25 protein-coding genes, 1 riboswitch and 1 other annotated feature are annotated in these 26369 nt (G+C 31.5%); of the genes, 19 read left to right on the top strand and 6 right to left on the bottom strand.

From position 1 onward, the window contains the following. Positions 1-139: 139 nt before the first annotated feature. From N3C_RS10285 to gltA, 12 genes are all read left to right on the top strand, one after another. A complete protein-coding gene (locus tag N3C_RS10285; protein WP_074365949.1) occupies positions 140-865 on the top strand; it encodes an IMP cyclohydrolase in 726 nt (241 codons plus the stop codon). 30 nt (positions 866-895) lie between these two features. Beyond that, positions 896-983: riboswitch (cyclic di-GMP riboswitch) on the top strand. Positions 984-1124: 141 nt separating this feature from the next. Continuing rightward, entirely contained in the window at positions 1125-1775 is a 651-nt protein-coding gene (locus N3C_RS10280) for a Spo0E family sporulation regulatory protein-aspartic acid phosphatase (RefSeq protein ID WP_074365948.1), read from the top strand. A 245-nt stretch (positions 1776-2020) separates the two neighbouring features. Beyond that, on the top strand, positions 2021-2233 hold the full coding sequence (locus N3C_RS10275) for a FeoA family protein (RefSeq protein ID WP_074365947.1): 213 nt from the start codon (positions 2021-2023) through the stop codon (positions 2231-2233). A 20-nt stretch (positions 2234-2253) separates the two neighbouring features. Then, complete coding sequence (locus N3C_RS10270) at positions 2254-2475, top strand: FeoA family protein (RefSeq protein WP_074365946.1); 222 nt, start codon at positions 2254-2256, stop codon at positions 2473-2475. Between the two features lie 23 nt (positions 2476-2498). Further along, a complete protein-coding gene (gene feoB / locus N3C_RS10265; protein WP_074365945.1) occupies positions 2499-4670 on the top strand; it encodes a ferrous iron transport protein B in 2172 nt (723 codons plus the stop codon). Between the two features lie 89 nt (positions 4671-4759). Further along, on the top strand, positions 4760-4897 hold the full coding sequence (locus tag N3C_RS10260) for a FeoB-associated Cys-rich membrane protein (RefSeq protein WP_074365944.1): 138 nt from the start codon (positions 4760-4762) through the stop codon (positions 4895-4897). A 27-nt stretch (positions 4898-4924) separates the two neighbouring features. After that, complete coding sequence (locus N3C_RS10255; RefSeq protein ID WP_074365943.1) at positions 4925-5320, top strand: Fur family transcriptional regulator; 396 nt, start codon at positions 4925-4927, stop codon at positions 5318-5320. Positions 5321-5405: 85 nt separating this feature from the next. Then, positions 5406-5555: a hypothetical protein gene (locus N3C_RS15070; protein WP_178377805.1), complete on the top strand. Its 150-nt coding sequence runs from the start codon at positions 5406-5408 to the stop codon at positions 5553-5555. Between the two features lie 139 nt (positions 5556-5694). Further along, on the top strand, positions 5695-7389 hold the full coding sequence (locus N3C_RS10250; RefSeq protein ID WP_074365942.1) for a M3 family oligoendopeptidase: 1695 nt from the start codon (positions 5695-5697) through the stop codon (positions 7387-7389). Between the two features lie 487 nt (positions 7390-7876). Then, entirely contained in the window at positions 7877-9940 is a 2064-nt protein-coding gene (locus tag N3C_RS10245) for a methyl-accepting chemotaxis protein (RefSeq protein WP_074365941.1), read from the top strand. 476 nt (positions 9941-10416) lie between these two features. Continuing rightward, positions 10417-11307, top strand: a complete 891-nt coding sequence (locus tag N3C_RS10240) for a sulfide/dihydroorotate dehydrogenase-like FAD/NAD-binding protein (protein ID WP_074365940.1) — start codon at positions 10417-10419, stop codon at positions 11305-11307. 3 nt (positions 11308-11310) lie between these two features. Beyond that, positions 11311-12693 carry an NADPH-dependent glutamate synthase gene (gene gltA / locus N3C_RS10235; RefSeq protein ID WP_074365939.1) on the top strand — a complete coding sequence of 461 codons (1383 nt, stop codon included), beginning with the start codon at positions 11311-11313 and terminating at the stop codon, positions 12691-12693. A 91-nt stretch (positions 12694-12784) separates the two neighbouring features. On the opposite strand, the gene N3C_RS10230 is transcribed toward gltA, so the two are convergent. After that, the gene (locus N3C_RS10230; protein WP_074365938.1) at positions 12785-13189 is read right to left on the bottom strand and encodes a hypothetical protein; all 405 of its coding nucleotides are present in this window, start codon (positions 13187-13189) and stop codon (positions 12785-12787) included. A gap of 241 nt (positions 13190-13430) precedes the next feature. Here N3C_RS10230 and N3C_RS10225 point away from each other — a divergent pair, with 241 nt between their 5' ends. Further along, positions 13431-13928 carry a hypothetical protein gene (locus N3C_RS10225; protein ID WP_074365937.1) on the top strand — a complete coding sequence of 166 codons (498 nt, stop codon included), beginning with the start codon at positions 13431-13433 and terminating at the stop codon, positions 13926-13928. 134 nt (positions 13929-14062) lie between these two features. Here N3C_RS10225 and N3C_RS10220 read toward each other — a convergent pair whose 3' ends face one another. Further along, positions 14063-15160 (bottom strand): iron-containing alcohol dehydrogenase family protein, encoded by a 1098-nt coding sequence (locus N3C_RS10220; protein WP_074365936.1) that lies wholly within the window; start codon positions 15158-15160, stop codon positions 14063-14065. Positions 15161-15408: 248 nt separating this feature from the next. Next, a complete protein-coding gene (locus N3C_RS10215) occupies positions 15409-15624 on the bottom strand; it encodes a hypothetical protein (protein ID WP_074365935.1) in 216 nt (71 codons plus the stop codon). A gap of 239 nt (positions 15625-15863) precedes the next feature. On the opposite strand from N3C_RS10215, the gene N3C_RS10210 reads away from it, so the two are divergent. Together N3C_RS10210 and N3C_RS10205 are read left to right on the top strand one after the other, a co-directional pair. After that, positions 15864-16415: a hypothetical protein gene (locus N3C_RS10210; protein ID WP_074365934.1), complete on the top strand. Its 552-nt coding sequence runs from the start codon at positions 15864-15866 to the stop codon at positions 16413-16415. A 110-nt stretch (positions 16416-16525) separates the two neighbouring features. After that, positions 16526-16760: a binding site (T-box leader), on the top strand. Between the two features lie 71 nt (positions 16761-16831). Further along, entirely contained in the window at positions 16832-18397 is a 1566-nt protein-coding gene (locus N3C_RS10205; protein ID WP_074365933.1) for a 2-isopropylmalate synthase, read from the top strand. A 93-nt stretch (positions 18398-18490) separates the two neighbouring features. Here the strand turns inward: N3C_RS10205 and N3C_RS10200 are convergent, their stop codons facing one another. The 3 genes from N3C_RS10200 to N3C_RS10190 form a co-directional block, all read right to left on the bottom strand. Beyond that, a complete protein-coding gene (locus N3C_RS10200) occupies positions 18491-18958 on the bottom strand; it encodes a sporulation membrane protein YtrI (RefSeq protein ID WP_074365932.1) in 468 nt (155 codons plus the stop codon). Then, positions 18946-19284, bottom strand: coding sequence for a YtrH family sporulation protein (locus N3C_RS10195; RefSeq protein ID WP_074365931.1), 339 nt, complete (start codon positions 19282-19284; stop codon positions 18946-18948). The genes N3C_RS10200 and N3C_RS10195 overlap by 13 nt, the downstream gene beginning before the upstream one ends. A 123-nt stretch (positions 19285-19407) precedes the next feature. Further along, positions 19408-20778, bottom strand: coding sequence for a TrpB-like pyridoxal phosphate-dependent enzyme (locus N3C_RS10190; RefSeq protein WP_074365930.1), 1371 nt, complete (start codon positions 20776-20778; stop codon positions 19408-19410). A 517-nt stretch (positions 20779-21295) separates the two neighbouring features. Here N3C_RS10190 and amyS point away from each other — a divergent pair. The 4 genes from amyS to N3C_RS10170 form a co-directional block, all read left to right on the top strand. Then, positions 21296-22849 (top strand): alpha-amylase, encoded by a 1554-nt coding sequence (amyS, locus tag N3C_RS10185; protein WP_074365929.1) that lies wholly within the window; start codon positions 21296-21298, stop codon positions 22847-22849. A gap of 160 nt (positions 22850-23009) precedes the next feature. Beyond that, positions 23010-23675, top strand: a complete 666-nt coding sequence (locus N3C_RS10180; protein WP_074365928.1) for an IS607 family transposase — start codon at positions 23010-23012, stop codon at positions 23673-23675. A gap of 78 nt (positions 23676-23753) precedes the next feature. Next, complete coding sequence (locus N3C_RS10175) at positions 23754-23957, top strand: hypothetical protein (RefSeq protein WP_074365927.1); 204 nt, start codon at positions 23754-23756, stop codon at positions 23955-23957. A 276-nt stretch (positions 23958-24233) separates the two neighbouring features. Beyond that, the coding region (locus N3C_RS10170; RefSeq protein WP_178377804.1) for an AAA domain-containing protein at positions 24234-26369 on the top strand (2136 nt) is incomplete at its 3' end.

The raw sequence follows: 26369 nt of genomic DNA, 5'->3' as shown, positions 1-26369 counted from the left end.
TGTTGGCATAATTAAAAAAATTGTGTATAATATTGCTTATGAACATAATTCTATTTATGCAATGTTTGTCTTTTTAAGTAACCGACGTATTAAGTAGCTAATCTTTTAAGTCAATGTTTTTTATGAAAGGTTGGTCTAAATGAATTTAGAGAAGATGGCACTAATAAATGAGGAAGCTATACGACAAAACCAATATCCTGGTAGAGGTATAGTAATAGGTATGACTCCAGATGGAGAAAATTATGTACAAGTTTACTGGATTATGGGAAGAAGCCAAAATAGCCGCAATAGAGTTTTTGAGTTAGAAGGTAGATATGTAAAAACTAAAGCTTTTGATCCTGCTAAATTGGAAGATCCAAGTTTAATTATTTATTATCCAGTGAAAGATATTAATGATAAGCATATTGTTACAAATGGTGATCAAACAGACACTATTTATGATTACCTTAAAGAAGGAAAATCTTTTGAGGATGCATTAAATACGAGAGAGTTTGAACCGGATGATCCTAATTACACTCCTCGAATTTCTGGTTTTATTGACTGTACTCCAGGGAAGGCTGCATACGGTATGTCTATACTAAAAACTATAGATAACAACAAGGATCTCTCTGTTAGAAGTTATTTTTATTATGGTAGCTTTATAAAGGGCTATGGCCATTGCATCCATACATATAAGGAAGATGGCAATCCTATACCTTCCTTTGTTGGTGAACCTTTTGTTGTAAAGTTAGAGAATGATATTGAAAAAAATGCAGATTATTTTTGGAATTTATTAAATGAGGAAAATAAAATTTCTTTGTTAGTAAAATATATCAATGTTAAAGATAATAGTGTGAAATTTAAAATCATAAATAAAAATAAGTAGTATAAAAATAAAATAATATTATGAATCATACAATGTTAATAGCACACTTATCGAAAGATAAGGTCGCAAAGCCATGGGTCTAAAGGAGTAATACTCCTATGATTGCCAGGTTGCCAAAAGTATGTTAAGTTAAATTAAATCTTAAAAATATTTTGGCACCCTTAAGGGTGCTTTTTATTTTCCATAAACTAGCTCCGTTGTCAAATTTAACTTATACATATCTTTTTAAAAACAGTATTATGAAAAGATAGGTGAAAAAATGCGTAAGAAAAAAATGGAAGAACTTCGTAAAGTGATTAATAATATGATATGTTCTGAGGATTGTGATTATAATAAGTTAGTGGAGTTAAGTCAAGAATTGGATGTGTTAATAGTAGAAGATATAAAAATTAGTATGTACGTTAAGAAAGTGCTAGGCTGTGAACTTTCTGAGCAATTTAACAATTTAATAAATAAAGTAGAACTTGTTCAAGATGATTATAAATATGTTCGAATTGTAGATCCTATTAACAAGGAGGTTTTATCACTTAAGGGTGATAAAATAGAAAAAAATCAATTTGAGTGTTATAAATTTTGGGGTAGAGAAAATCCTTGTGAATATTGTGCATCTATAAAGGCATGGCAAGAATGTAAAGTGAAAATTAAGATAGAAAATATTGACAACAACATATATATTTTAACTTCGGTACCAATATATATAAATGATAAGTATTTAATATTAGAATTAGTAAAAAAGGTTACTAATAGCTTTTATGAAGAAAAAATCTCTAAAGTTAATTTAAAAAGTTCTATAGATAGAGAATATTTTAATGAAAAGTTGATAAATGATGAATTAGTAAGTCTCTACAATAGAAAACTTATAGATGAAAGCTTTCAACTAGAATTAGTAAATGAAAATATTAATAATTAATTGAAATATATAATGAATGGCTGTTTTTATAGAGTCAATAACCATAATTTAGATAGTACTACTAGGTTTACAGACCTAGTATTTTTTATGTCTTTATAATGTTTTAAAAGCAATAGTAAAAATAATTTAAATAATTGAGAATAAATCTCAAAAAGAACCTTGACTAAATATTAACAATACAATATACTAAAAGTGAAGAAAATGAGAATCGTTATCAATCATACTAAGAAAGAAGTGATTAAAATATGATGCCTTTAACTATGGCAAGAATTGGTGAGATTAATTCTATAAAAAAAGTTGGCGGTAAGGAAGAAACAAAAAGATTTCTGGAAAAGTTGGGTTTTGTCCCAGGAAGTGTTGTGACAGTTGTTTCTGAAACTACAGGAAATATAATTGTTAATGTTAAGGATTCTAGAGTAGCTATTGGACAGGATATGGCTAAGAAGATAATGATATAAATTCAAAGAAAGGTGATGACATGAAAAGCTTAAAAGAAACTAAATGTGGTGAAACTGTTAAAGTTGTTAAGCTTAATGGAGAAGGTCCTGTTAAGAGAAGAATTATGGATATGGGCATAACAAAGGGAACGGAAGTTTATGTTAGAAAGGTAGCTCCTCTAGGAGATCCTATTGAAGTTACAGTTAGGGGATACGAATTATCTCTTAGAAAAGCCGATGCAGAAATGATAGAAGTTGAATAAAAATATAGAATAGGGGTTTTAAAATGGTAGTAAAAGTAGCATTAGCTGGAAATCCTAATAGTGGTAAAACCACTTTGTTTAACTTGTTAACTGGATCTAATCAGTTTGTTGGAAACTGGCCTGGGGTTACAGTGGAGAAAAAGGAAGGAAGACTAAAGGGATATAAAGATGTAGTAATTATGGACTTGCCTGGTATTTATTCCTTATCACCTTATACGCTAGAAGAAATAGTAGCTAGAAATTACCTTATAAATGAAAGACCAGATGCTATAATAAACATTGTTGATGGTAGTAACTTAGAGAGAAATCTTTACCTTTCAACACAACTTATAGAACTTGGAATACCTGTAATTATGGCAATTAACATGATGGACGTGGTAAGAAAAAATGGAGATAAAATACATATAGATAAGTTAAGTAAAAACTTGGGATGTGAAATAGTAGAAATCTCAGCTTTAAAAGAAGAGGGAATAACTAACCTAATTGAGAAGGCTGTTAATCTTGTCAATAGCAAGAAAAAAGTTTCCATAGTACACAAATTTAGCGATTCCGTTGAAAACATAATTAAAGATGTTGAAGAAAAATTGGACAACCAAATTCCACAGGAGCAAAAGAGATTTTTTGCTATAAAACTTTTGGAAAAGGATGAAAAAATATATACACAACTTAAGAAGGTTCCAGATGTATCTGAAGATATAGAAAAGCTAGAATCACTTATGGATGATGATGTGGAAAGTATAATTACTAACGAAAGATATGAGTATATTACATCCATTATTAAAGATTGCTATACAAAGAGTAGAAAAGAAAAACTTACTACTTCTGATAAGATAGATAGAATCGTTACAAATAGAATTATGGCTCTTCCAATTTTTGCATCGATTATGTTCCTTGTTTATTATATTTCTATAACAACAGTAGGAACATGGGCTACAGACTGGGTTAACGATGGAGTATTTGGGGAAGGTTGGTCATTTTTTGGATTAGAGATACCCGGTATTCCTGCATTAATAGAAGCTGGACTTAATTCTATAGGTTGCGCAGACTGGTTACAGAGCTTGGTACTTGATGGAATTGTAGCTGGTGTAGGAGCTGTTCTAGGTTTTGTTCCACAGATGTTAATACTATTCTTATTTTTAGCCTTTTTAGAAAGCTGCGGTTACATGGCAAGAGTAGCTTTCATTATGGATAGAATATTTAGAAAGTTCGGTTTGTCAGGGAAATCCTTTATTCCAATGTTAGTGGGTAGTGGTTGTGGCGTTCCTGGTATCATGGCTTCAAGAACTATTGAAAGTGATAGAGATAGGAAAATGACAATAATGACAACAACTTTCATACCTTGTGGTGCTAAGTTGCCAATAATAGCATTAATTGCAGGTGCTTTATTTGACGGTGCTTGGTGGGTAGCTCCTAGTGCTTACTTTGTTGGAATAGCGGCCATAATTATATCCGGTATTATTTTAAAGAAAACTAAAATTTTCGCTGGAGACCCAGCACCTTTTGTAATGGAACTTCCTGCATATCATATGCCGACAGTTAGAACTGTTTTAAAGAGTATGTGGGAAAGAGGATGTTCCTTTATTAAGAAGGCAGGAACTGTTATACTATTATCAACGGTTGTAATTTGGTTCACAGAAACTTTTGGTTTCACAAATGGATCCTTTGGTATGGTAGAAGATATGAATAACAGCTTATTATCATACTTAGGAGGTATTTTGGCACCGTTATTTAAACCTCTTGGATGGGGAGAGTGGAAATCAGCAGTGGCTGCCATTGCAGGTTTAGTAGCAAAAGAAAATGTTGTAGGAACCTTTGGGGTTTTATATGGTTTCGCAGAAGTGGCAGAAGACGGTGCAGAAATTTGGGGAACATTAGCAACAAGCATGACAACAATAGCTGGTTACTCCTTCCTAGTATTTAACCTTCTTTGCGCACCATGCTTTGCTGCAATGGGAGCTATTAAAAGAGAAATGAATAATGCAAAATGGTTCTGGATAGCTATTGGTTATCAGACATGCTTTGCTTATATTGTATCCTTATGCATTTATCAAATAGGAACATTTATAGGAACAGGAATCTTTAGCTTTGGAACACTAGTAGGCTTTGTAGCGGTGATAGCTATTTTATATCTACTATTTAGACCTAATAAGCAAGTGGAGAAAGTTTCTGTCAAAGCCGTGAATGAAGCTAGATAATAAAGTTTAATATTTGAGCAGACATCTTACTATACATTAATTATAGTAGAGAAGTCTGCTTAATTTAATAAAGAAAGGAATGTTGAATTATGGGCACTGTTGTAGTTGGAGTAGTTGTATTTGGAGTTGTGGGCTTTTCTGCATATACTTTAGTAAAGAATAAAAGAAGAGGAAAATCTATACAGTGTGGTCAAGATTGTAAACATTGTGGGGGAGGATGTCACTAAATTTTTAAAGGTATTTGGAGGGTATATATGAGGAAAAACGGATGCTATGAAGGAACAAAAATGAAAAAAGAAATAATTATAGAAAAACTGAAAGAAAAAGGATTTCGAATTACAAAGCAAAGATTACTTATTTTAGATATTATTTTAGAAAGGGAGTATAATTGCTGTAAAGAAATCTATTATACTGCATCTTCTATAGATAAAAGCATCGGTTTGGCTACAGTATACAGATTACTAAATACCTTAGAAGAAATAGGAGCAATCAAGCGACAAAATATATATAAAATCGGTAATTCAGAATGCGATAAACAGAAAGACAACTGTACTGTAGTTTTGCATAATGATAAGACCTTTAATTTGTCGCCGGAGCAATGGGAGGAAGTAATAACAGCAGGTTTGAAAGCTTGCGGGTATATGGATTAAAATTATAGTAATAAAAAATATTATTATAAGAAAAGCTAATAGAGAAATATAAAAATAAAAGTTTCTTATAGCGAGGTGGACTTTAATGGCTGCAGCAAGAAGAACTGATGAAATGGGCAATGCCCATTTTCAAAAAAATATTAAAAAATCTAAAAATGATAAAGATGCTCCAATACCCAAGGCAGAAATACGTAAAAAGCATAATGAAGAAAATCATATATCTAATCCAAGGTAGCTTCCTATAGGACTTCTTTATGGAGTCCTTTTCTTTATTGGATTTATTCTTTATGCTTGCCACTTCATATTATAAAGTTCATAATATACAATATAAATACTAATAGCAAAAGAAAATATTAAATTTAGGAGGAATATAAATGGCATTCAAAGACTACAAATACGAAAGACCAAACTATGAAGAAATTAAGCAGCAATTATCATTATTGATTAATGAACTTTGTAAGGCAGATAATGCAGAAAAGCAATATGATATTATAAAGAAAATCAATGAGATCAGAAATAGAAACGAAACTATGTATAATCTGGCTTACATAAGGCATACCATCGATACTAAAGATAAGTATTATGATGAAGAAAAGAATTACTGGAATGAATATTTGCCACTCTATGAAGAATTAAATTCACAATTTTATAAAGCACTGGTTCAATCAAGGTTCAGAGCAGAACTTGAAGAAAAACTAGGAAAACAGTTTTTCAACTTGGCAGAATTAACTATCAAATCATTTTCTCCAGAGGTAATTGAAGATCTTCAAAAAGAAAATAAGTTAGTATCTGAGTATGTTAAACTTATAGCTTCCGCTAAAATTATGTTTCAAGGAGAGGAAAGGACTTTAGCAACTTTAGCTCCCTTTACACTAAGTAAGGATAGAGAAGCTAGAGAGAAAGCTTCTAAAGCTAAATATGATTTTTTTGTTGAAAGGGAAGCTGAAATAGATAGAATTTATGATGAACTTGTAAAAGTTAGAACAAAAATAGCTAAGAAACTAGGTTATAAGAATTTCGTAGAATTAGGCTATATAAGAATGAAAAGAAGTGACTATAATCCAGAAATGGTAGCCAATTTTAGAAAACAGGTTGAAAAATATATAGTTCCAGTAGCTTCAAAGCTCTATGAAAGACAAAGAAAAAGACTTGGATTAGACACCTTAACTTATTACGATGAAAAGTTCGAATTTTTAAGTGGCAATGCTAAACCTAAAGGTAGTGCAGAATGGATACTTGATAAGGGAAAAACTATGTATTCTGAATTATCAGCTGAAACTAAAGAGTTTTTTGATTTTATGGTGGAAGAAAATTTACTTGACCTCATTGCAAAACCAGGTAAAGCCGGTGGTGGATACTGTACTTATATACCAGATTATAAGGCTCCCTTTATATTTTCTAACTTTAATGGCACCTCCGATGATATAAAAGTATTAACTCATGAAGCTGGTCATGCTTTTCAAGTATACTCTTCTAGATGGATTGAGTTACCTGAGTGTAATTTTCCGACTAATGAAAGTTGTGAAATACATTCTATGAGCATGGAGTTCTTTACTTGGCCTTGGATGGATTTGTTCTTTCAAGAAGATGCAGATAAGTATAAGTTTATTCATTTAGGTAATGCGGTTAAATTTATTCCTTATGGTGTGACAGTGGATGAATTCCAGCATTTTGTCTATGAAAATCCTGAGGCAACTCCAGAAGAAAGAAAAAAGGCTTGGAGAGAAATTGAAAAGAAATATCTTCCTCACAAGAACTATGAAGGTTGTGACTTTCTAGAAAGAGGTGGCTGGTGGTTCCAGCAATCCCACATATTTAAAACTCCATTTTATTATATAGACTATACTTTGGCTCAGATTTGTGCATTGCAATTTTGGAAGAAAGCACAGGAAAACAGAGAGAAAGCATGGGAAGATTATGTAAAACTTTGTAAGATTGGAGGAACAAAGTCCTTTTTAGAATTAGTAGACTATGCAAATTTAATTTCACCTTTTAAAGATGGTTGTATTAGTTCTGTTATAGGAGATATTGACAAATGGCTAGAATCAGTAGATGACGCTGAATTTTAGGAGAGATTTCTATTGTAGGACTTTATTAAACGAAATAAAAATTTTAAAGGACGGTTAGGTAGAGCTAACCGTCCTTTTTTACTAAAAGTAATTGGAATTGTTTTCATTATATGGTAATATAAATAATGTGAGGGGAAAAATATATTTTAATACATGAAATTATATAATTTAAATCTGTATAAAATGTATATATGATGTAAGGTATTATCTGACATTTTAATCTACAATTTGTATAATATGAGTATAATTATTCATTTATGCAATTAATCGACATCTATTGATTGTTTATGACGGTTATAGTAAAATATAAGAAAAATGCTTATTTTATTAATTATGGGGAGGTCTTAGTTGCTTTAATCTTATGTAGAATTTGCTTTACATAGTATGTAATTTGCAAAGCAACGGGAAATTCTTAATCTTTATCCAATCTTCTTAGATATGGTTTGCAAACGTTATATAGAATATATATAATTTTGGAGGGGATTAGATGAAAAAAAAGGAGAAAAAAGGTTTTAAAAAAACTAAACAAGCTATTAAAAATAGATTGGAATTTACTATAAAACCGAAATCTATTAGGGGACAACTTACTTTCGCAATAATTATTTTACTATTATCATTTACCGTTATTATAGCAGTAGCCACCTCTTTTATTACTTCAAGAACTCTTACAAATAATGCTAGAAATAGTATGACCGATTCAGTAAGAGAATTAAATGATTATTTTTCATTATTATTTAATCAGATAACTGTTCAGGGCAATCAAATAGCTGTGGATAAATCAATGGTTCCTAAAAGTTATAATCTTTCTTCCATAGAGGATTCCATCTTTAATAAAGAATTATGTGGTCATTTAAGTACTATCAAGAATCTTAATAAAGGAATTAAACATATAACTATTGTTACTGATGATATAATCCTGTCAGATTCAGGTATTAAAGATCCAAAAAGTATTAGTAGCTTTAAAGATTGGGTGGAGAAAATTAAGCAAAAAAGTATAAATCCATGGGTAGACGATTATCATGGTGATGTATTAGAGCAAGAGGAAGGTACAAGTTCGTCACTTGCTTATGTAAGGAAAGGACTTTCTGGTAATCATCTGTATATCATAGCTCTAAATGAAGATATTTTTGAAAAAGCATTAACTACTAACATATCTAAAAATGCCGCTGCTTATGCTATTACTCCTGGTGGAAAAGTGGTTTCTTCAGTAGGCTTTGAGAATGTGGATAAACCTGCTTATTTGGATGAAGTACTTAAGCAATCTGAAAATAATGAAAGAAGCACCTTTGAAACAAAAAATGGAAAGACAAAGATGTTAGTATCTTATATTAAATCTGATGACAACGATTGGACATATATAATTGCTGCTCCTAAAAATGAGCTTTTAGCTTCTGTAACATCTATTAATCTAACAATAATTATTGTTGCAGTTATATTTGTGATTATAGGTGTTATCGTAACAGTATTATATACATTTAGTTTCACTAAGGACTTATCAAAATTGAGTAAATCTATGTCTGAAGTAGAGCAAGGAAATTTAAATTTAGAAGTTAATAGTAAACGTAGTGATGAAATAGGATTACTAATTAGTAAATTCAACTCTATGCTCATTCAGTTAAAGAGGCTTATTTCTAATAATAAGAATATTTCTAACCAAGTTAGTGAATTTTCTAATAAGGTAGCAGAAATTTCAAATGAAAATACACTTTCTGCAAATGAAATTTCAGAGACAATAGCACAAATATCTGTTGGAATGTCAGATCAATCTGTAGAAGCAGAAAAGAGCTTAAAATTAGCCCTTGAGTTAACAGAAAAGATTAATAATGTGGTTTCAGCAACAAAATCAATTACTAGTATATCAAACCAAGTAAGTAACTTGACTAAAGAGGGTAAAAAGGTAGCAGACACCTTAACAGAAACTTCTGTAGCTAACAAGGAAATGGCCTCTAATGTAGTTTCAGAAATTAAAACTCTAAATCAGTCTGCTGAAGCTATTTACAGTATTACTAGAATGTTAAATGAAATATCCGACCAGACAAAACTTTTATCCTTAAATGCATCAATAGAAGCTGCTAGAGCTGGGGAAGAGGGAAAAGGATTTGCAGTAGTTGCAGATGAAATCAGAAAACTAGCAGAACGCTCTAGTAAAGCCACTAATGAAATAAATAAAATTATTGAAAAAATATCTGATCAATTGAAGCGTACCACCGATTTAATTATCGATTCTGGACATTCAACAGAAAGACAATTTAAAGCAGTAGAACAATCTACAGATATGTTTAACGAAATAGATTTATCCACAGAGATACTTACTCAAAATATTACAACTATTTCACAAGCTATAGATAATATTAACGATTATAAGGAACAGGTTATCAATAGTATTAGAACAATATCTGTGGTTTCTGAAGAAGCTGCAGCATCTACTGAAGAAGTATCTGCAGCAACTCAACAGCAATTATCATCTACTGAGAGTCTTAATGAAATGACTAAGCAATTATCAAATCTTGCAAATCAACTAAACAATGAAATAAGTAAATTTAAATTTTAAGAATAAAGTCCGTGGTTGAAAACCATGGACTTTATTTTTAGTATATTTATACATTATTATTTGACAAAATAATAACAATGCAATATATTTATTATGTAGAATGTGATATAATATATATAATATTGCAAGTTAAATTAAGAGATATTATTTAATTTTTTTCAACTATTTAGTCAAGTTTGTTGATCTATTGCTTAATATTTAGCATAAAAAACGTAACATATAAAATTTAAGAGGCCTAAGGATATATGAATTCAGTGTTATATTTTAGATATGAATAAATATAAGTAAATTTATAGTACAAGCTGTTTTATTTATTAATTTAATTAATAAATTATTATTCAGGATTTAGACTTAATTGCATAGAATTCCTTTGGGTTAACTATTAGCTAAAGCATTGTAATAATAAATTAATAAATAATTTATCTTAGTCTTATCATACATAATTTTAAAATTTATCATTGATTGGAGGAGTTTAAGTGTACAAAATAGTTAGCAAAAAGGAGCTTACTAATAATATATTCTTAATGGATATAGAAGCTCCTAGAGTGGCAAAGTCTGCAAAGCCTGGACAATTTGTTATTGTAAAAAATGATGAAAAGGGAGAGAGAGTTCCTCTTACTATAGCAGATTACGATGAAGAAAAGGGAACTGTTACAATTGTTTTTCAGGCAATTGGTAAGTCCACAAAGGAATTAGCTAGCTTTGAAGTTGGCTACGAAGTAGCGGATTTCGTTGGACCTCTAGGTCAACCTAGTGAGCTCATAAAGGAAAAAATAGAAGATTTAAAGAAAAAGAAAATTGTATTTATTGCTGGTGGAGTTGGCGCAGCACCAGTTTATCCACAAGTAAAGTGGTTACATGAACAGGGAGTAGAGGCTGATGTTATATTAGGAAGCAGATCAAAGAGCCTAATGATTTTTGAAGAAGAATTAAAAAAGGTAGCAGGTAATTTATATGTAGCTACAGATGATGGTACATATGGTTTTAAAGGCACAGGCTCAGATTTATTAAAGGATTTGGTAAATAATCAAGGTAAAAAGTATGATCATGCTGTTATTATTGGACCAATGATAATGATGAAATTTACTTCCATGCTAACTAAAGAGTTGGGTATACCAACTACAGTAAGCTTAAACCCAATAATGGTTGATGGTACTGGAATGTGTGGAGCTTGTAGAGTTACTGTTGGTGGACAAGTTAAATTTGCTTGTGTAGATGGACCAGAATTTGATGGTCATTTAGTAAATTATGATGAAGCAATGAGAAGACAGAATATGTATAAGACTGAAGAAGGAAGAAAAGAATTGAAGCGTATTGAGGGAGATACCCATCATGGTGGATGCGGACAATGTCACGAGGAGGAATAAAGAATGGATAGATTTAAGAGGGTGCCAATAGCAGAACAAGATCCAATTGTTAGAGCTACAAATTTTGATGAAGTATGTCTAGGTTACACTGAGGAGGAAGCTGTACAAGAAGCTTCTAGATGTTTGAATTGTAAAAAACCTGGATGTGTTACTCAGTGTCCTGTATCGATAAATATTCCAACATTTATTCAATACATTAAAGAGAGAGAGTTTGAAAAGGCAGCTAGGGTTATAGCACAATCTTCTGCTTTACCAGCTGTATGTGGTAGAGTATGTCCTCAAGAAAATCAATGCGAAGGAAAGTGTGTTTTAGGCATTAAAGGTGAAGCAGTAGCTATAGGAAAATTAGAGAGATTTGTTGCTGATTGGACAAGAGAAAACAATATAGATATAAGTGAAACTTTACCTCCTAATGGTAAGAAGGTGGCTATAATAGGTAGTGGTCCTGCAGGATTAACCTGTGCAGGAGATTTAGCGAAACTTGGTTATGATGTTACTATTTTTGAAGCATTACATGAACCCGGTGGAGTTTTAGTATATGGAATTCCAGAATTTAGACTTCCAAAGGATACTGTAGTTAAGCATGAAATTGAAAATGTTAAAAAATTAGGTGTTAAGATAGAAACTAATGTTATTGTAGGAAGAACTGTTACTATTGATTCCTTATTAGAAGAAGAAGGATTCCAAGCAGTATTTATTGGTTCTGGAGCAGGTCTACCAAAATTCATGGGCATACCAGGAGAAAATGCTAACGGTGTATTCTCAGCTAATGAATTTTTAACTAGAAATAATTTGATGAAAGCCTTCAAAGAAGGATATGATACTCCAATTAAGGCAGGCAAGAAGGTAGCAGTAGTAGGCGGAGGAAATGTTGCTATGGATGCTGCTAGAACTGCTAGAAGATTTGGTGCAGAGGTTCATATAGTATATAGAAGATCAGAATCAGAGTTGCCTGCAAGAGTAGAGGAAGTACATCATGCTAAGGAAGAAGGAATAATATTTGACCTTCTAACTAACCCTGTAGAAATTTTACAAGATGAAAATGGTTGGGTAAAAGGCATGAAATGTATAAGGATGGAGTTAGGTGAACCAGATGCATCTGGTAGAAGAAGACCAGTAGAGGTACCAGGTTCTGAATTTATATTAGATGTAGACACTGTGATAATGTCACTAGGAACTTCACCAAATCCTTTGATTGCTTCAACTACTGAAGGATTAGAAATTAATAAGAGAGGATGTATCGTAGCTGATGAAGAAGGACGTACATCTAAGATAGGCGTATTTGCTGGTGGTGATGCAGTTACAGGAGCTGCAACAGTAATATTAGCCATGGGCGCTGGTAAAAAGGCAGCTAAAGCTATAGATGAGTATTTATCAAACAAATAACATCTTCTAGAATTGATTATAAAAGCTATTTGCAATTTCAAATGCAAATAGCTTTTTGTATTTTATAAAACATTGTATTTTTATTCATTATCTAAGATGTTACATTGTGAGTGATGTTTAATGTAGCTCCGCCACCGTGAATAGTTGCATTATAAGTGCCTATATCTGTATCCCTTCCAACTACCCAACTGAAGCTAGCCATTCCATTAGAATCTGCTATACGCCATTGCTTTACAGGTATAATTTTACCTTTTACACTAAAGGAGCTTTCTATAGTATATCTTTCACCAGGCTTACCTTTGATTGTTATTAAACCAACTTCTCCCCGTTTTAGAGTGGTGATTGAACGAATAATAAATATTTGATTTTGATTATATTCTATTGTATTTACTTGAATCTCTTTAAGTAACTCATTAGATGTATTAGCTTTTACTGTATAATTGTTAAAAGTGATTCCAATGCAAATAAGTATAAGTGATAAAAATGTGTTTTTCATAATAAAATCACCTCTAAAAATTAATAGATATATTTAGAGGTTTCCATCTGTTCAAGTTTTTATACAGATAATTTTTAAGATGATATACAATAGAATCTAATTTAATTTAATCAAAATACCTATATTATTTTGACAAAATAAGTTGGTTTTTTAAATAAATTATTGCTATATATCACATAATGTAACATTCTGTAGTTTTATGAATATTATATAGTATAAACTAGTATTGAGGAGGTACAATATGAACAGTTGTGAATACGATAACTGCTTTGATGAAAAGGAAAAGGAATTCTTTGCAAAGTTTAAAGAAGTTGATAGAGTTTGCATAGGTCATCCTAAACCTTGTATAACTGCATTGCTTGAGGGCAGTGTTAAGGTAGAAGTAAAGGACAAAAAGGTTATTAAACACTGCGATGGTTTCAAACTTGTCGTTAAAGGTTGTAAATATATAAAAATAAGATACTGTTCCAATGATAAATGTGCTTGCAATAAGATTTTCGAGGATATTTTCGTAGTACCCTTTGAAAAAACTCTTGAATTCTGCGGATGCTATATGGAACTATGCGATTTAGACGTTTATGTTGATAAATGCTCTATGAAAAAGCTCAATAGCAGATGTGTGAGTGTAGAATCAGTAATTCATGTAGAGCCTTATTTTGAAGAGCCTAAATATGAATACTGGGACGATGATTGGGATTGCGAATGTAAAGTTGATTCTTGTTGCAAGAAAAAGAAGTAAGTTAGATTTGGGCCAGTGGACAAGCCACTGGCTTTTTTAGTTTAGAGAGAATACAATGTTAAAGGCACTATAGTCAAAAGTTATAGTGCCTTGGGTTATTCATCAATTATTAAATAATATAAGATAAAACTCCTTTATACTTGAAGACTTTTTCTATATATTTCTTCAATAACCAGAATATCTACTTCCTCTGGATGGTTTTTGAGCTTTGCTTTATTTTCTGCAAATTTACTAGCATATAATTTTACTTCTTCTTCTGTAAGTTTTAGGTTGACATTAAACAAGCTATCAAAGATATCTTTTAAGTCCTGTAAGTTATTTAACCCTAATATACTTAACATTTTGTTAATTTTGCTTTGATCTTTAAAGGACTTTAAGTATTCTATTGTTAAAACAGCATTAGCTAGACCATGAGGCAATTTTTTGTAATATGTAAGGGCATATCCCATGCCGTGAGGCAGTGATGTACCTGCTTGGGCAATGGACATTCCTGCAATAGTGGAAGCAAGCATAACTTTTTCTCTAAAGTCTTCTGATAAATCTTTATTTATTAAATTGGTAAAGCAATCTTTAAAAAGTTGGAAGCCCTTTTCTGCTAACATGTCTGAAAGTAAAGATGCGTTGCTATTTAAATAACTTTCCACTAGATGGGTAAAAGCATCTATTGAAGTATTGACAGTAATATCATAGGGTAGACCATATGTGAAACTACTATCCAAATAGGCAATAGTAGGGAAGATATTTTGTCCAAGATTTTTTTTAGTTTCTTCACTATGTACTGTAACTATACTGTAAGGGGTAACCTCAGAACCTGTACCAGATGTAGTAGGAACTGCCACTACTGGTAAGCTTTCTAGTGTATCGCTGCTAAAGATATTAGATTTGTTAATATGAGGATTTTTTATAAATACTGCAATAGCCTTTGAGGCATCTAAAGGAGAACCGCCTCCTATTCCAATTACAAAATCAACCTCTAAATTTTTACCTAAACTTGCTGCCTTTTCTATGGTCTCTAAAGAAGGATTTTCCTCTACATCATCGAAAAGGTGGTATCTTATATTCAAGTCATCTAAAGCCTTTATCATAGCTTGCAGTGAGCCGTTCTTTTTTGAAGAGTTTTTTCCTGTAATAATTAAGGCGTTGTTGCCAAGCTTTAACAGAGCATTTTTATTTTTTTCAATACAGCCTCTTCCGAAATAAAGCTCAGTTGGCATAGAATATTTAAACATCATTTGTAACACTCCTTTCATGGATAACCCATTATGTAAGTAACTTTATTATAGCACTAACTTATTTAAATTGTAATATAAACAAGGGATATATATGCTTTTAATAATAGGATTTGCAAAAGGAAGCTTTCATTTCTTTAAGAAAATATGTTGTGGGTTTGCAAGGTTTAAATTAAAAAGAAATTGAGATTCAGTAAGGCTGAATCTCAATTGAATGTTTTAGATACAGTAAAAGTATGGGAAATTAAAGATTATACTTTTTTGTATTTTACTGTAGTATTTGCATTATCATTTTGAACTATCACATTACTGAAAACATTATTTTCAACTTCTGTTTTAAAAATTTTACCGTCCTCCGCATGTTCTTCATCAGGAAAATCATTGCAAACTACATCTTTATATTCAAAGGATCTTCCCTTTGGTATTTTATTTAGTTTATCTATATCTACATGACTTTTATGATTCATCATTTGCACCTCCATTTATAAATGATTATAAACCTTATTATTATAATTTCCTTTGATGATGGATATATACAAGGAATGCGAAAAAGGAATAAAATACAATAGTGTAAAAAAGTTATTTTATAATATAAAAATATAATATAATATGTAATAAATAAGGTTAATTGTTATTTAGGAGGTTTTAATAATATTCACAACTATTTTTATTTTTAAATGATGTTATATTTATTAAGGAGGATACAATGTTAAGGTATAATAAGCAATTTGACGATTTACAGATTTCTGCTTATATGGGATGGAAGCATGTCCGTTATATCCAAGATAGTAAATCTATAATTTTTATTATCGACCCTATGGTAGGAAGACCAGATATTGTTTATGTTCCAGAGGAAAAAAGTTGGCAAAATACTGCGCCGGAATGGGCGAAAAATTTAAGAGATCATATTTTAAATACTTTGAAATCTATTCCCTGGAATAGGAAATTACAGTGGGTTGACACAAAAACTAAGGTTATTGAGAAAGATATTTTTGAAGACTTTATTTTACCTGGTACTCCAGAAGCTACTCTAGGAGGTAGAAAGTATACAGCTTTTGGACTATTTAATCCTAGAAGTCCGGTAAGTCCAGAGGAAGCTCATGAATTATGGTGTGATCTTGAGAAGCAGTTTGCCCAGGAAGCTAAAGGAATAATACCAGTTTACACTAAAAATTCAAAACCTTATAGTGTATTTACCAAAATATCATTACCGATTCTAAAGAAAAATACTAGTGTTTCGTTGGAATATGTTGACTGAAATAAATAGATAAATGAATATGGATTAATTATTTTTTATTTAAATTGTAAAATATGCTTAAAGTAGTTGACATTGTAATACTCCTATGTTAATATAGTAAAAAAAGAGTTAAAAAGGTTATGAGTGGAAATAGTAGAAACTATTTGATTACTACAGAGAGCCGTGGTTGCTGAGAAACGGTGTATTCACTAGTTTTGAACTCATCCATGAACTGCTGTCCGAATTGTAGTAGGGCTTGACGGTATTCTACCGTTAAAAAGATAGATGGTGTTAGCCATTGAAAGAGGGAATTCTGTTATAGAATTAAATTGAGTGGTACCGCGGGTTTATATACTCGTCTCTATTTTGATAATAGAGGCGAGTTTTTTATTAACCAGAAAATGGAAAAGCATAAAGTTTTAAAGGGGGTATTTTAAATGAAGAGAAAGATTTTAGTATTTGATACAACATTGAGAGATGGAGAACAAGTACCAGGGGCAAAACTTAATCTAAATGAAAAGTTGGAAGTGGCCTATCAGCTGAAAAATCTGGGGGTAGATATTATAGAGGCAGGCTTTCCTTGCTCTTCTAAAGGTGATTTTAAAGCAGTGGAGACCATTGCTAAAAAAGTAGGGGACAGCGTTATGATTGCTGGATTAGCTAGAGCAGTGAAGTCAGATATAGATGCAGTTTATAACAGTGTAAAATATTCCGCCCAACCTTTAATTCACATTGTTTTGGGGACATCAGATGTACATGTTACAAAAAAGCTAAATAAATCTAGGGAGGAAATATTGAGACAGGGAGTAGAAGCTGTAAAATATGCTAAAACTCTAACTAGTCAAGTACAATATTCTACAGAAGATGCTTCTAGATCTGATTTTGAATATCTTTGGGAAACTATTGAGGCTGTTATTAAAGCAGGTGCCACAATGATTAATGTGCCAGATACAGTAGGATATGCTGTTCCAGAAGAATTCGGTGAACTGATTAGAAAATTAAATTATAGAATAAAGAATTTAAATAATGATGTACTTTTAAGTGTTCATTGTCACAACGATTTGGGACTTGCTACTGCCAATACTTTAGCTGCTATAAAAAATGGTGCTGATAAAATTGAATGTACAATAAATGGTATTGGAGAAAGAGCTGGTAATGCTGCTCTTGAAGAAGTAGTTATGGCTTTAAAATTGAGAGGCGATTACTACAATGCCTATACAGATATTGTAACTCAACAATTAAAGAAGACATCACAGCTAGTTAGCTTTAATATGGGATTGGATGTACAGGTTAATAAGGCCATAGTTGGAGATAATGCTTTTTCACATTCTTCTGGTATACATCAGGATGGTATACTAAAGGCAAGAGATGCTTATGAGGTTATACACCCAGAAGATGTAGGGGTAGATTCAATGGAACTTGTATTAACAGCTCGTTCAGGTCGTCATGCCTTGAAGAATGCTCTTGAGAAAATTGGTTTTCAATCCTTTACTGATGAAGAATTTGAAAAAGTTAATGCTAAGTTCTTGGAATTAGCGGACTTAAAAAAGGAAATCTACGATTATGATCTATATTATATAGTGGAAAATAGCGTAAATCTAGAAGATCCAAAGTTTAATGATTTCCTAGAAACTAAAGATATGTTTTATGAATTGGTTGATTTACAAGTAATCAGTAATAGCATTTTTCCTTCAGCTAGTGTAATGTTGAAGAAAGGTAATGAAGTATTTAAGAGCAGTAGTGTAGGAAATGGTGTGGTAGATGCCCTATATGCAGCAATTAAAGATATAGTAAAAATGGATATAAATTTAAATGAATATAAAGTTAGTAGTGTTTCTAAGGGTATGGAGGCATTAGGAAAGGTAAGACTCCAGGTAAACTATAATGGCAAAAATTATAATGCCAGAGCTATTGATACAGACGTTATAAAAGCCAGTGCCTTAGCCTTTATTAATGCTGTAAATAACATTATTCTAGATGGTATAAATAGCGAGGAAAAGTAGTTTTATAATATAATGTTGTTTTACACATATAGTGTAAGGTAAAATAAAAATGAGCAGCGGTCTAAATTTATTTAGCCATTGCTCATTTTTGAATTAGTTATTATCTTCTTCTAATACATCTCCCCAAACCATAATAGTTTCTGAAATTAAGAGTTTATTAAGTTTTATTTTATATTCCTTGTCCGCAATTTTAACAATCCTTCCATCTACAACTTCCCAGAGCATTTCTGCATCAACGGTATGTACTTCTTTACCTACAAATTTGTTAAGAGTTTCTCTTATATTTTTTTCTAAACCTATTCTTGTTAAATCGTCTTCCTTGTGATTTAAAGTAATGTTAATATTTTTCACTATCAGCTTATTTTTATCAATAGTATCTTCTAGTTTCTCTAAACGTAAATCTTTATCCTCTATAAGTAATTCTAAGGCCTTAATTTTTTGATGATATTCATCAATTCTATGACTTACTAAGGCGTTATAGGAAATAATACCAAATAGTCCACCAACAATGATTCCGGTATAAAATAAGATAAAGTAGTTCTTTCCTTTTATTTTGTCCATATCTCACCACATTTGTCCAAGAGTTTAATTAAATTGAATCCTAAATTAGCTCCTATTAAAGCGGCTAGTATGTATAGTACCTGTTTTATAGCTAGCTTTACTTCTCCGCGGAATAGACCTCCCTCAAGCATTTCAAGGGAAGAGAAGGTACCTCCTAAAGCCGTAGCCACTGCCCATATTTTTACCGATGCAGCTAAATCATGCATGGTTTTTAGTGGAGGGTCATTATTTATTACTGCACCTATGCCTGCAAAGATACAAGCTCCAACAACTACTCCAAAGGATATAAAAAAGCTATAAACTATATTGGAAAGAAAACTAGTCATAGAATTACCTTTTACAATATTGCTTCTATATAAACTATGCAGTTATGTTTTTTAATATGTTCTTAAATTATATAGTGATAAGTAAAATGACTGTCAAAGGAATTGACAGCCATTGGTAAACTATTATTCTATTTTAGGTAAGGCATCAAAACCAATCTTTAAATCTTCATCAGTAGGGATATAATCAGTTATAGTTCCAGAATTGTAACTCATATATGCCTGCATGTCGAAATAGCCTGTACCTGTTAAGCCAAAAAGAATAGTTTTAACTTCTCCTGTTTCTTTACATTTTAGAGCCTCTTGAATTGCACCGTATATAGCATGAGCAGATTCTGGAGCAGGTAATATAGTTTCATACTTAGCAAACAAAGTAGCAGCTTGGAATATTTTGCTTTGTTCAACGGCTATAGCTTCATCTAAATATCCATCATGGTAAAGCTTTGAAAGTATTGGACTCATACCATGATACCTTAATCCTCCAGCGTGATTTGGAGATGGAACAAACTCACATCCTAATGTGTACATTTTTGCTAATGGCGTAACTTTACCTGTATCACAGAAATCATAAGCGTATTTACCACGAGTTAATGATGGACAAGAAGCTGGTTCCACAGCTATGAAATGAGGGTTTGATTTACCAAGGAGTTTATCCTGCATAAAAGGCGCTATGAGGCCGCCTAGATTAGATCCACCACCGGCAGAACCAATAATAATATCAGGATACTCATCTATTTTTTCCATAGATTTTTTTGCCTCAAGTCCGATTATGGATTGGTGAAGTAATACCTGGTTTAATACGGACCCTAATACATATCTGCAATTTTCTCCCTTCACTGCATGTTCAATAGCTTCAGAAATGGCACAGCCAAGACTGCCACCATTATCAGGGTTTTTGGCTAAAATAGCTTTACCAACTTCTGTATTAGTAGAAGGGCTAGGAATCACTTTTGCTCCAAAGGTTTCCATAATAGCTTTACGATAGGGTTTTTGTTGTGATGAAACTTTAACCATATATACTGTCAAGGGTATTCCAAAATATGCACAAGCTTCTGAAAGTGCTGTACCCCATTGACCAGCACCTGTTTCTGTAGTTAAAGAGCTAATACCTTGCTTTTTAGCATAGTAAACCTGTGCCACCGCAGAATTTAACTTATGACTTCCTGAAGTATTATTACCTTCGAATTTATAATAAATTTTAGCTGGTGTATCTAAGGCTTTCTCTAAATTGTAAGCACGGCAAAGAGGTGAAGGACGATATATTTTATAAAAGTTTAGAACCTCTTCAGGAATATCAATATATTTATTTTTTACATCCATTTCTTGTTTTGCTAATTCATCACAAAATATAGGTAAAAAATCTTCTAATACTGCCTCTTTCATAGTAGCAGGATTAATATAGGGATCAGGTTGCTCCTTCATATCAGCTCTTAAATTGTACCATTGCTTAGGAATTTCTTCTTCAGATAAGTAAATTCTATAAGGTATTTTAGGCATGTGTATTTCTCCTTTCTGACATCTTAAAAAAAGTTAATAGTCATTTATGTTTATTTATATTTAATAAATATATAAAAACTCTTGTTCCTTATAAAGGGACAAGAGTTACAGATTCTGCGATACCACCCTCGTAAGTCCATTCAACTATATAGTTCTTATTTGCTTTCAATAAAATATCCATTGTATGTTAACAAAAATTATAGACTACTTTTCTTACTAGTCCATTATTATTTAGAACATATAATTGCATAAAATATAATATTTTACATGAATTAATTTGTCAAGTATATAATACTAATTTTACTTAAATGAGAATTATATTTTAATAATTATCAATTAAAACTGAAAAGACTATGGTCGAACAATGTGGTAAATTTTGTAACGAAAATATTACCGATTTATGTAGTAGAGGTGTATAATTTAGTTTAGGTGGCTACCTAAAAATCCTATTAATACCAGTATGTAGTTTTATATATTGGTATTAATTATTAAAATATTATTTTTAGGAGGGATTAGAATGTTAAAACACAAGAAAAAGATAGCTGCACTGCTATCTGTAGCGGTTTTAACCGGTTCTGTAATTTTCAGCAAGGGAGGAGAAAAGGTAACAACTGAAGCTGCAGCTAGTGTTAACGGCACAATGATTCAGTACTTTGAATGGGATTTACCTAATAATGGTCAACTATGGAACAACCTTAAAAATAATGCTTCTTCTCTAAAAAATTCAGGATTCACAGCAGTTTGGATTCCACCTGCCTATAAGGGAAGTAGCCAAGCAGATGTAGGTTATGGTACATATGACCTATATGACTTAGGTGAATTCAACCAAAAAGGAACAGTAAGAACAAAGTATGGTACAAAATCTGAATTACAATCAGCAGTAAAGGCGCTAAAGAGTAATAATATACAAGTATATGGTGATATAGTACTTAATCATAAAATGGGGGCAGATGCCACAGAAACAGTTAGTGCTGTAGAAGTAAATCCAAGTAATAGAAATCAAACTACTTCTGGTTCTTATAATATAAGTGCCTGGACTTCTTTCACTTTCCCAGGACGTGGAAACACCTATTCTAGCTTTAAATGGAAATGGTATCACTTTGACGGTGTAGACTGGGATCAAAGCAGATCTTTAAACAGAATATATAGATTCAACGGTGATGGAAAAGCATGGGACTGGGAAGTTGATACAGAAAATGGTAACTACGATTACTTAATGGGTGCCGATCTTGATATGGAACATCCTGACGTAGTTGCAGAATTAAAGAACTGGGGTAAATGGTTTACCAATACTTTAGATTTAGATGGTTACAGATTAGACGCAGTAAAACATATAAAATTTGATTTCTACAAAGATTGGTTAACTTATCAAAGAAGCGTTTCAGGAAAGGAACTCTTCACAGTAGGTGAATACTGGAGCAGTGATCTATCAAAACTTCAAAACTATATAACAAAGACAGGAAGAACTATGTCCTTGTTTGATGTACCACTACATATGAATTTCTACAATGCATCAAATAGTAGTGGTAATTATGATATGAGAAACTTAGGAAAGTCAACTTTAGTATCTGCTGACCCAACAAAGGCAGTAACCTTTGTAGATAATCATGATACACAACCTGGACAATCTCTTCAATCCTTTGTTCAAACATGGTTTAAGCCAATTGCTTATACTTATATCTTAACTCGTGAAGCAGGTTATCCATGCGTATTCTATGGAGATTATTATGGAATATCCTCAAGAAATATTCCTTCTATGAAAACTGTAATAGACAAGCTTATGACAGCAAGAACAAAATATGCTTATGGTACTCAACATGATTACTTTGATCACTGGGATGTTGTTGGTTGGACTAGAGAAGGTGATTCTTCACATGCTAAGTCTGGTCTAGCAGCTATAGTATCCGATGGTCCAGGAGGATCTAAGTGGATGTATGTTGGAAAACAACATGCCGGCAAAGTATTCTATGATATTACAGGAAATAGAAGCGATAAAGTTACTATAAACTCTGACGGATGGGGTCAATTCTATGTAAATGGAGGTTCCTATTCTGTTTACGTTCAACAATAATCTCAATATGACTGTCAGCTTAGGCTGACAGTTTTTTATTTTATCCTACCTTTAAAGAAGACCTTGTTTTACTATGAAGTTACATAAATATAGAATAATATGCATAATAAGTTTAAGTTTGAAAATACTATGAGTATAATTTCAATGTAGGTGATGGAATATGAAAGTTTCAATTGGAAAAGCAGCAAAAGCAGCGGGAGTAACAGTGACAACTTTAAGGGAGTGGGATAAGGCTGGAAAAGTTGTTTCAGAAAGAACACCTGGGGGGCATAGAAGGTATGAAATAGAGTCTGTATTAAGTTATGCTAATAGAAATAAAAACTGTGATAAAATTACAGTTATATATGTAAGAATTTCCAAAGCTATGGATCCTGCAGAATTGGAAAAGCAAAAGCAAATATTACAGTTGTATTGTGCCTCAAAGGGTTGGAAATATAGGACAATCGAAGATATTGGATCAGGCCTTAATTATAACAGACAAGGCTTATTAGAACTTATAAAACTTATTGAAACTAACCAGTTAGAGAGAATTGTTTTGAATTATAAGGATAGGTTAATGCGCTTTGGTAACGAGCTAATAAAGGAAATATGTAAATATCATAATGTAGAAATTGTAACAATAACAGAGGATGAAGAAAAATGTTATGAAGAAGAATTGATTGAAGATGCTTTATCCATAATAACTATGTTTTCAGCAAAACTTTATGGCAGCAAAAGTCGCAAATATAGGATGGTTTTGGAAGAAGCTAAAAAAATATTTAATCCTAAGGATGAGAAAGAAATTCAATCTAGTAAAAATATAAAGAAATCTCAGTCTTGTAGTTAATAAAAGTTATATACATATGTTATATGTATGAAGTAGAGAATAATAAGCAAAAAAGATTACAAAATTGGAGGAAAGCATATGGATATGCTAGAGTTTCAACAGAGGGATTATGACAGACGTATGAAAGAGCTAAAAGTTGAAGAGGAAAGAATTGTAAAATACTTATCTAGCAACTCTGCTTCTATGACAGATGGGGAAGTTAAAAAGCTTAAACATACTTTAACAGGAATTAAAATGGAGCAAGAGGAGATAAATCAAATTATGGACGGTGGATTCTATTAATTTTTATATTAGATTTTGATTAATTCAGACCTTTCTTTAGGTAAGATAAGTGGTCTGAATTTTTTTATATACATAAATATATGTAATTTTAAAAAGTAAAAATATAACAATTATATCATATTAATAATATCATTGAAAAGCTAGAATTTACGTGACTTTCAATGACTTTTTTGATATAATATAAATGAAACTTATGTTCGGATAAGCTTGGAAAATTGAGGATACTTTTTAGTATATCTCTGCTTTAATTTACGTACAGAAATGGTGGTGACTCAAATGATAAATTCCAAGGCTAAAGAAAAAATAGTACGATTGTTTCATTTTTTGAAGCAATTTAATAATATAAAGAATCCCATTATTACTGATGTTAATAATCAGGTGTGGCGAAAGTGGTTAGATAATATACCTGAACATCGGTGTATTGTTAATAACATATATAGTAGAGAAATAGATGAAAGTCAAGAAATTTTAAGAGTGCGTAGACCGATATTAAAAGATTGCCCTGCTATGCCAGCTTCTTTAAAAGATTGGCTAGAAAAGGATTGGGATAGTGTTTATTCAGAAATTAAAGTAAAAAAAGAAATTAGGCTTTTTCAAAAAGACAGCAATAATGATGCAGGAGAATATAAAATTGAAAGATTTGAAGATAGTAAAGATAGAGTTGAGGATTTATTAAAGTGGAAAAAGGAAAGAGAGGCTTGGATAGAAGAGGAATTACCTGCTAGAGCTGTTGATGAATTGTTTAATTCTTTTTATGCCCTATATTCAAATATAAAGAAGGAAGGCGGGGAATTAGAGCTGATTTTAGGAGATGGTAATCTTTTGTATAAAGGAGATGTTTATATAGACCATCCATTATTACTCTGCCATGTTAAACTAGAATTTGATGCTGATGTACCGGAATTTAAATTAACTTATTCTGATAAAGGACTAGAAATTTATCGTAGTATATTATATTACATTGAAAATGTTAATAATGAATTACTGAAGGAAATTTACAGTGATTTCCAGGGAAATAACTATAGTCCTTTAGAATTCGAAAATACAAATTTATTTTTAAATAGAATGGCAAATGCGTTATCTTCAAAAGGGAGATTTGCTGAAAGAAAGGAATTTTTACAAGGGGATTTGCATAATCCCCAAATTTATAGAAAGCCAGTCTTATTTTTACGTAGAAGGAACTTAGGTTATGGCGTAGCCCTAGATACTATAATTGAAGATATAAATATTAATAATAAGGTGCCTAGCTTTTTAAAAGAAGTAGTAGGGATTGTAGAAGAAAATCCCTTTAACAAGGATACTGCTTATTTAACTACAGAACTAAACCCTAAGGGAATAGATGAGAATATTTTGTTAACTAAGGAAGCAAATAGGGAGCAATTAGCTGTAGCTAAATTTTTAGAAAGTAATGGAGCTGTATTGGTACAAGGACCACCAGGTACAGGAAAAACTCATACTATAGCTAACTTAATAGGTCACTATCTAGCTCAAGGGAAAAGTATTCTCGTAACCAGTTCTAGTGAGAAGGCTCTTTCTGTGTTAAAAAGTAAGGTACATCCTAGTTTACAATCTTTATGTTTAAGTCTTTTGTCTTCAACGGAAAGTAGACAAGAGATGGAAAAAAACTTAGATGAGATAAATGAAATAAGATCTAGACTAAATCCTATAGCACTACAAAATGAGATTGAAAGCTTAGAAAACATTAGAAAAAATCAAATTACTAGATTAGACCAATTACGGTTAAAATTAAGGAATACTAGAATAAATGAGTATAGACCTATAGTAGTTAATGGCAATGAATATAAACCTATAGATGCAGCAAAGTATTTATCAGAAAATGAAGATAGATATTCCTGGATACCTATGCCTGTAGAAAAGGGAGAGCCTCTTCCCTTGACTGAAGAAGAAATAATAGAGTTGTACAGAACTAATGGCTTAATTTCTCCAGAGGATGAAAAAGAATATTATTATAATAGACCTAAATTGGAAGAACTTATGAGTCCAATGGAATTTCAAAATATAATATTAGAAAAGAGTAAATTCTCAGAAGAATCTTTAAATAAGTTTACAGAATATTGGCGAGGCAATTTTATTGAGCTAAATGCAAATAATGGAATTGAAGAATTGAAGAATATTATAGCTCGAATAAAAAAGTCTATATCATATATTGACTTTGAGAAAGCTTGGATTTTGGAAACTATGGAAGCTGCTAAGGAGGAAGCACGGAAGAAAGCTTGGTTAAAATTAGTGGACCATATAAACTATGTGTATAATTTGAGTTTAACTTCTATGGAGGATATTATTAAATATAATCCTCAGTTTAAAGAACTGGAAGAAAACATTGATTTAAAGTTACAGTTAGAAAATATAATAAAAAAAATTGAATCTGGTGGAAAGGTTACTAGATTTAAT

This window comes from Clostridium sp. N3C, assembly GCF_900095445.1.
In the GTDB taxonomy this organism is placed as follows: Bacteria; Bacillota; Clostridia; order Clostridiales; family Clostridiaceae; genus Clostridium_AU.
The sequence above is the reverse complement of the archived record's forward strand: the minus strand, read 5'-3'. Positions and strand labels throughout refer to the sequence as shown.

What these genes read in the sequence shown, in the direction of transcription:
- feoB (WP_074365945.1), top strand. Translation starts at nt 2,499, where the DNA reads ATGGTAGTAAAAGTAGCATTAGCTGGAAATCCTAATAGTGGTAAAACC.
- N3C_RS10230 (WP_074365938.1), bottom strand. Translation starts at nt 13,189, where the DNA reads ATGAAAAACACATTTTTATCACTTATACTTATTTGCATTGGAATCACT.
- N3C_RS10255 (WP_074365943.1), top strand. Translation starts at nt 4,925, where the DNA reads ATGAGGAAAAACGGATGCTATGAAGGAACAAAAATGAAAAAAGAAATA.
- N3C_RS10280 (WP_074365948.1), top strand. Translation starts at nt 1,125, where the DNA reads ATGCGTAAGAAAAAAATGGAAGAACTTCGTAAAGTGATTAATAATATG.
- N3C_RS10270 (WP_074365946.1), top strand. Translation starts at nt 2,254, where the DNA reads ATGAAAAGCTTAAAAGAAACTAAATGTGGTGAAACTGTTAAAGTTGTT.
- gltA (WP_074365939.1), top strand. Translation starts at nt 11,311, where the DNA reads ATGGATAGATTTAAGAGGGTGCCAATAGCAGAACAAGATCCAATTGTT.
- N3C_RS10180 (WP_074365928.1), top strand. Translation starts at nt 23,010, where the DNA reads ATGAAAGTTTCAATTGGAAAAGCAGCAAAAGCAGCGGGAGTAACAGTG.
- amyS (WP_074365929.1), top strand. Translation starts at nt 21,296, where the DNA reads ATGTTAAAACACAAGAAAAAGATAGCTGCACTGCTATCTGTAGCGGTT.
- N3C_RS10275 (WP_074365947.1), top strand. Translation starts at nt 2,021, where the DNA reads ATGATGCCTTTAACTATGGCAAGAATTGGTGAGATTAATTCTATAAAA.
- N3C_RS10245 (WP_074365941.1), top strand. Translation starts at nt 7,877, where the DNA reads ATGAAAAAAAAGGAGAAAAAAGGTTTTAAAAAAACTAAACAAGCTATT.
- N3C_RS10215 (WP_074365935.1), bottom strand. Translation starts at nt 15,624, where the DNA reads ATGAATCATAAAAGTCATGTAGATATAGATAAACTAAATAAAATACCA.
- N3C_RS10225 (WP_074365937.1), top strand. Translation starts at nt 13,431, where the DNA reads ATGAACAGTTGTGAATACGATAACTGCTTTGATGAAAAGGAAAAGGAA.
- N3C_RS10200 (WP_074365932.1), bottom strand. Translation starts at nt 18,958, where the DNA reads ATGGACAAAATAAAAGGAAAGAACTACTTTATCTTATTTTATACCGGA.
- N3C_RS10260 (WP_074365944.1), top strand. Translation starts at nt 4,760, where the DNA reads ATGGGCACTGTTGTAGTTGGAGTAGTTGTATTTGGAGTTGTGGGCTTT.
- N3C_RS10205 (WP_074365933.1), top strand. Translation starts at nt 16,832, where the DNA reads ATGAAGAGAAAGATTTTAGTATTTGATACAACATTGAGAGATGGAGAA.
- N3C_RS10175 (WP_074365927.1), top strand. Translation starts at nt 23,754, where the DNA reads ATGGATATGCTAGAGTTTCAACAGAGGGATTATGACAGACGTATGAAA.
- N3C_RS10220 (WP_074365936.1), bottom strand. Translation starts at nt 15,160, where the DNA reads ATGATGTTTAAATATTCTATGCCAACTGAGCTTTATTTCGGAAGAGGC.
- N3C_RS10250 (WP_074365942.1), top strand. Translation starts at nt 5,695, where the DNA reads ATGGCATTCAAAGACTACAAATACGAAAGACCAAACTATGAAGAAATT.
- N3C_RS10195 (WP_074365931.1), bottom strand. Translation starts at nt 19,284, where the DNA reads ATGACTAGTTTTCTTTCCAATATAGTTTATAGCTTTTTTATATCCTTT.
- N3C_RS10190 (WP_074365930.1), bottom strand. Translation starts at nt 20,778, where the DNA reads ATGCCTAAAATACCTTATAGAATTTACTTATCTGAAGAAGAAATTCCT.
- N3C_RS10210 (WP_074365934.1), top strand. Translation starts at nt 15,864, where the DNA reads ATGTTAAGGTATAATAAGCAATTTGACGATTTACAGATTTCTGCTTAT.
- N3C_RS10285 (WP_074365949.1), top strand. Translation starts at nt 140, where the DNA reads ATGAATTTAGAGAAGATGGCACTAATAAATGAGGAAGCTATACGACAA.
- N3C_RS15070 (WP_178377805.1), top strand. Translation starts at nt 5,406, where the DNA reads ATGGCTGCAGCAAGAAGAACTGATGAAATGGGCAATGCCCATTTTCAA.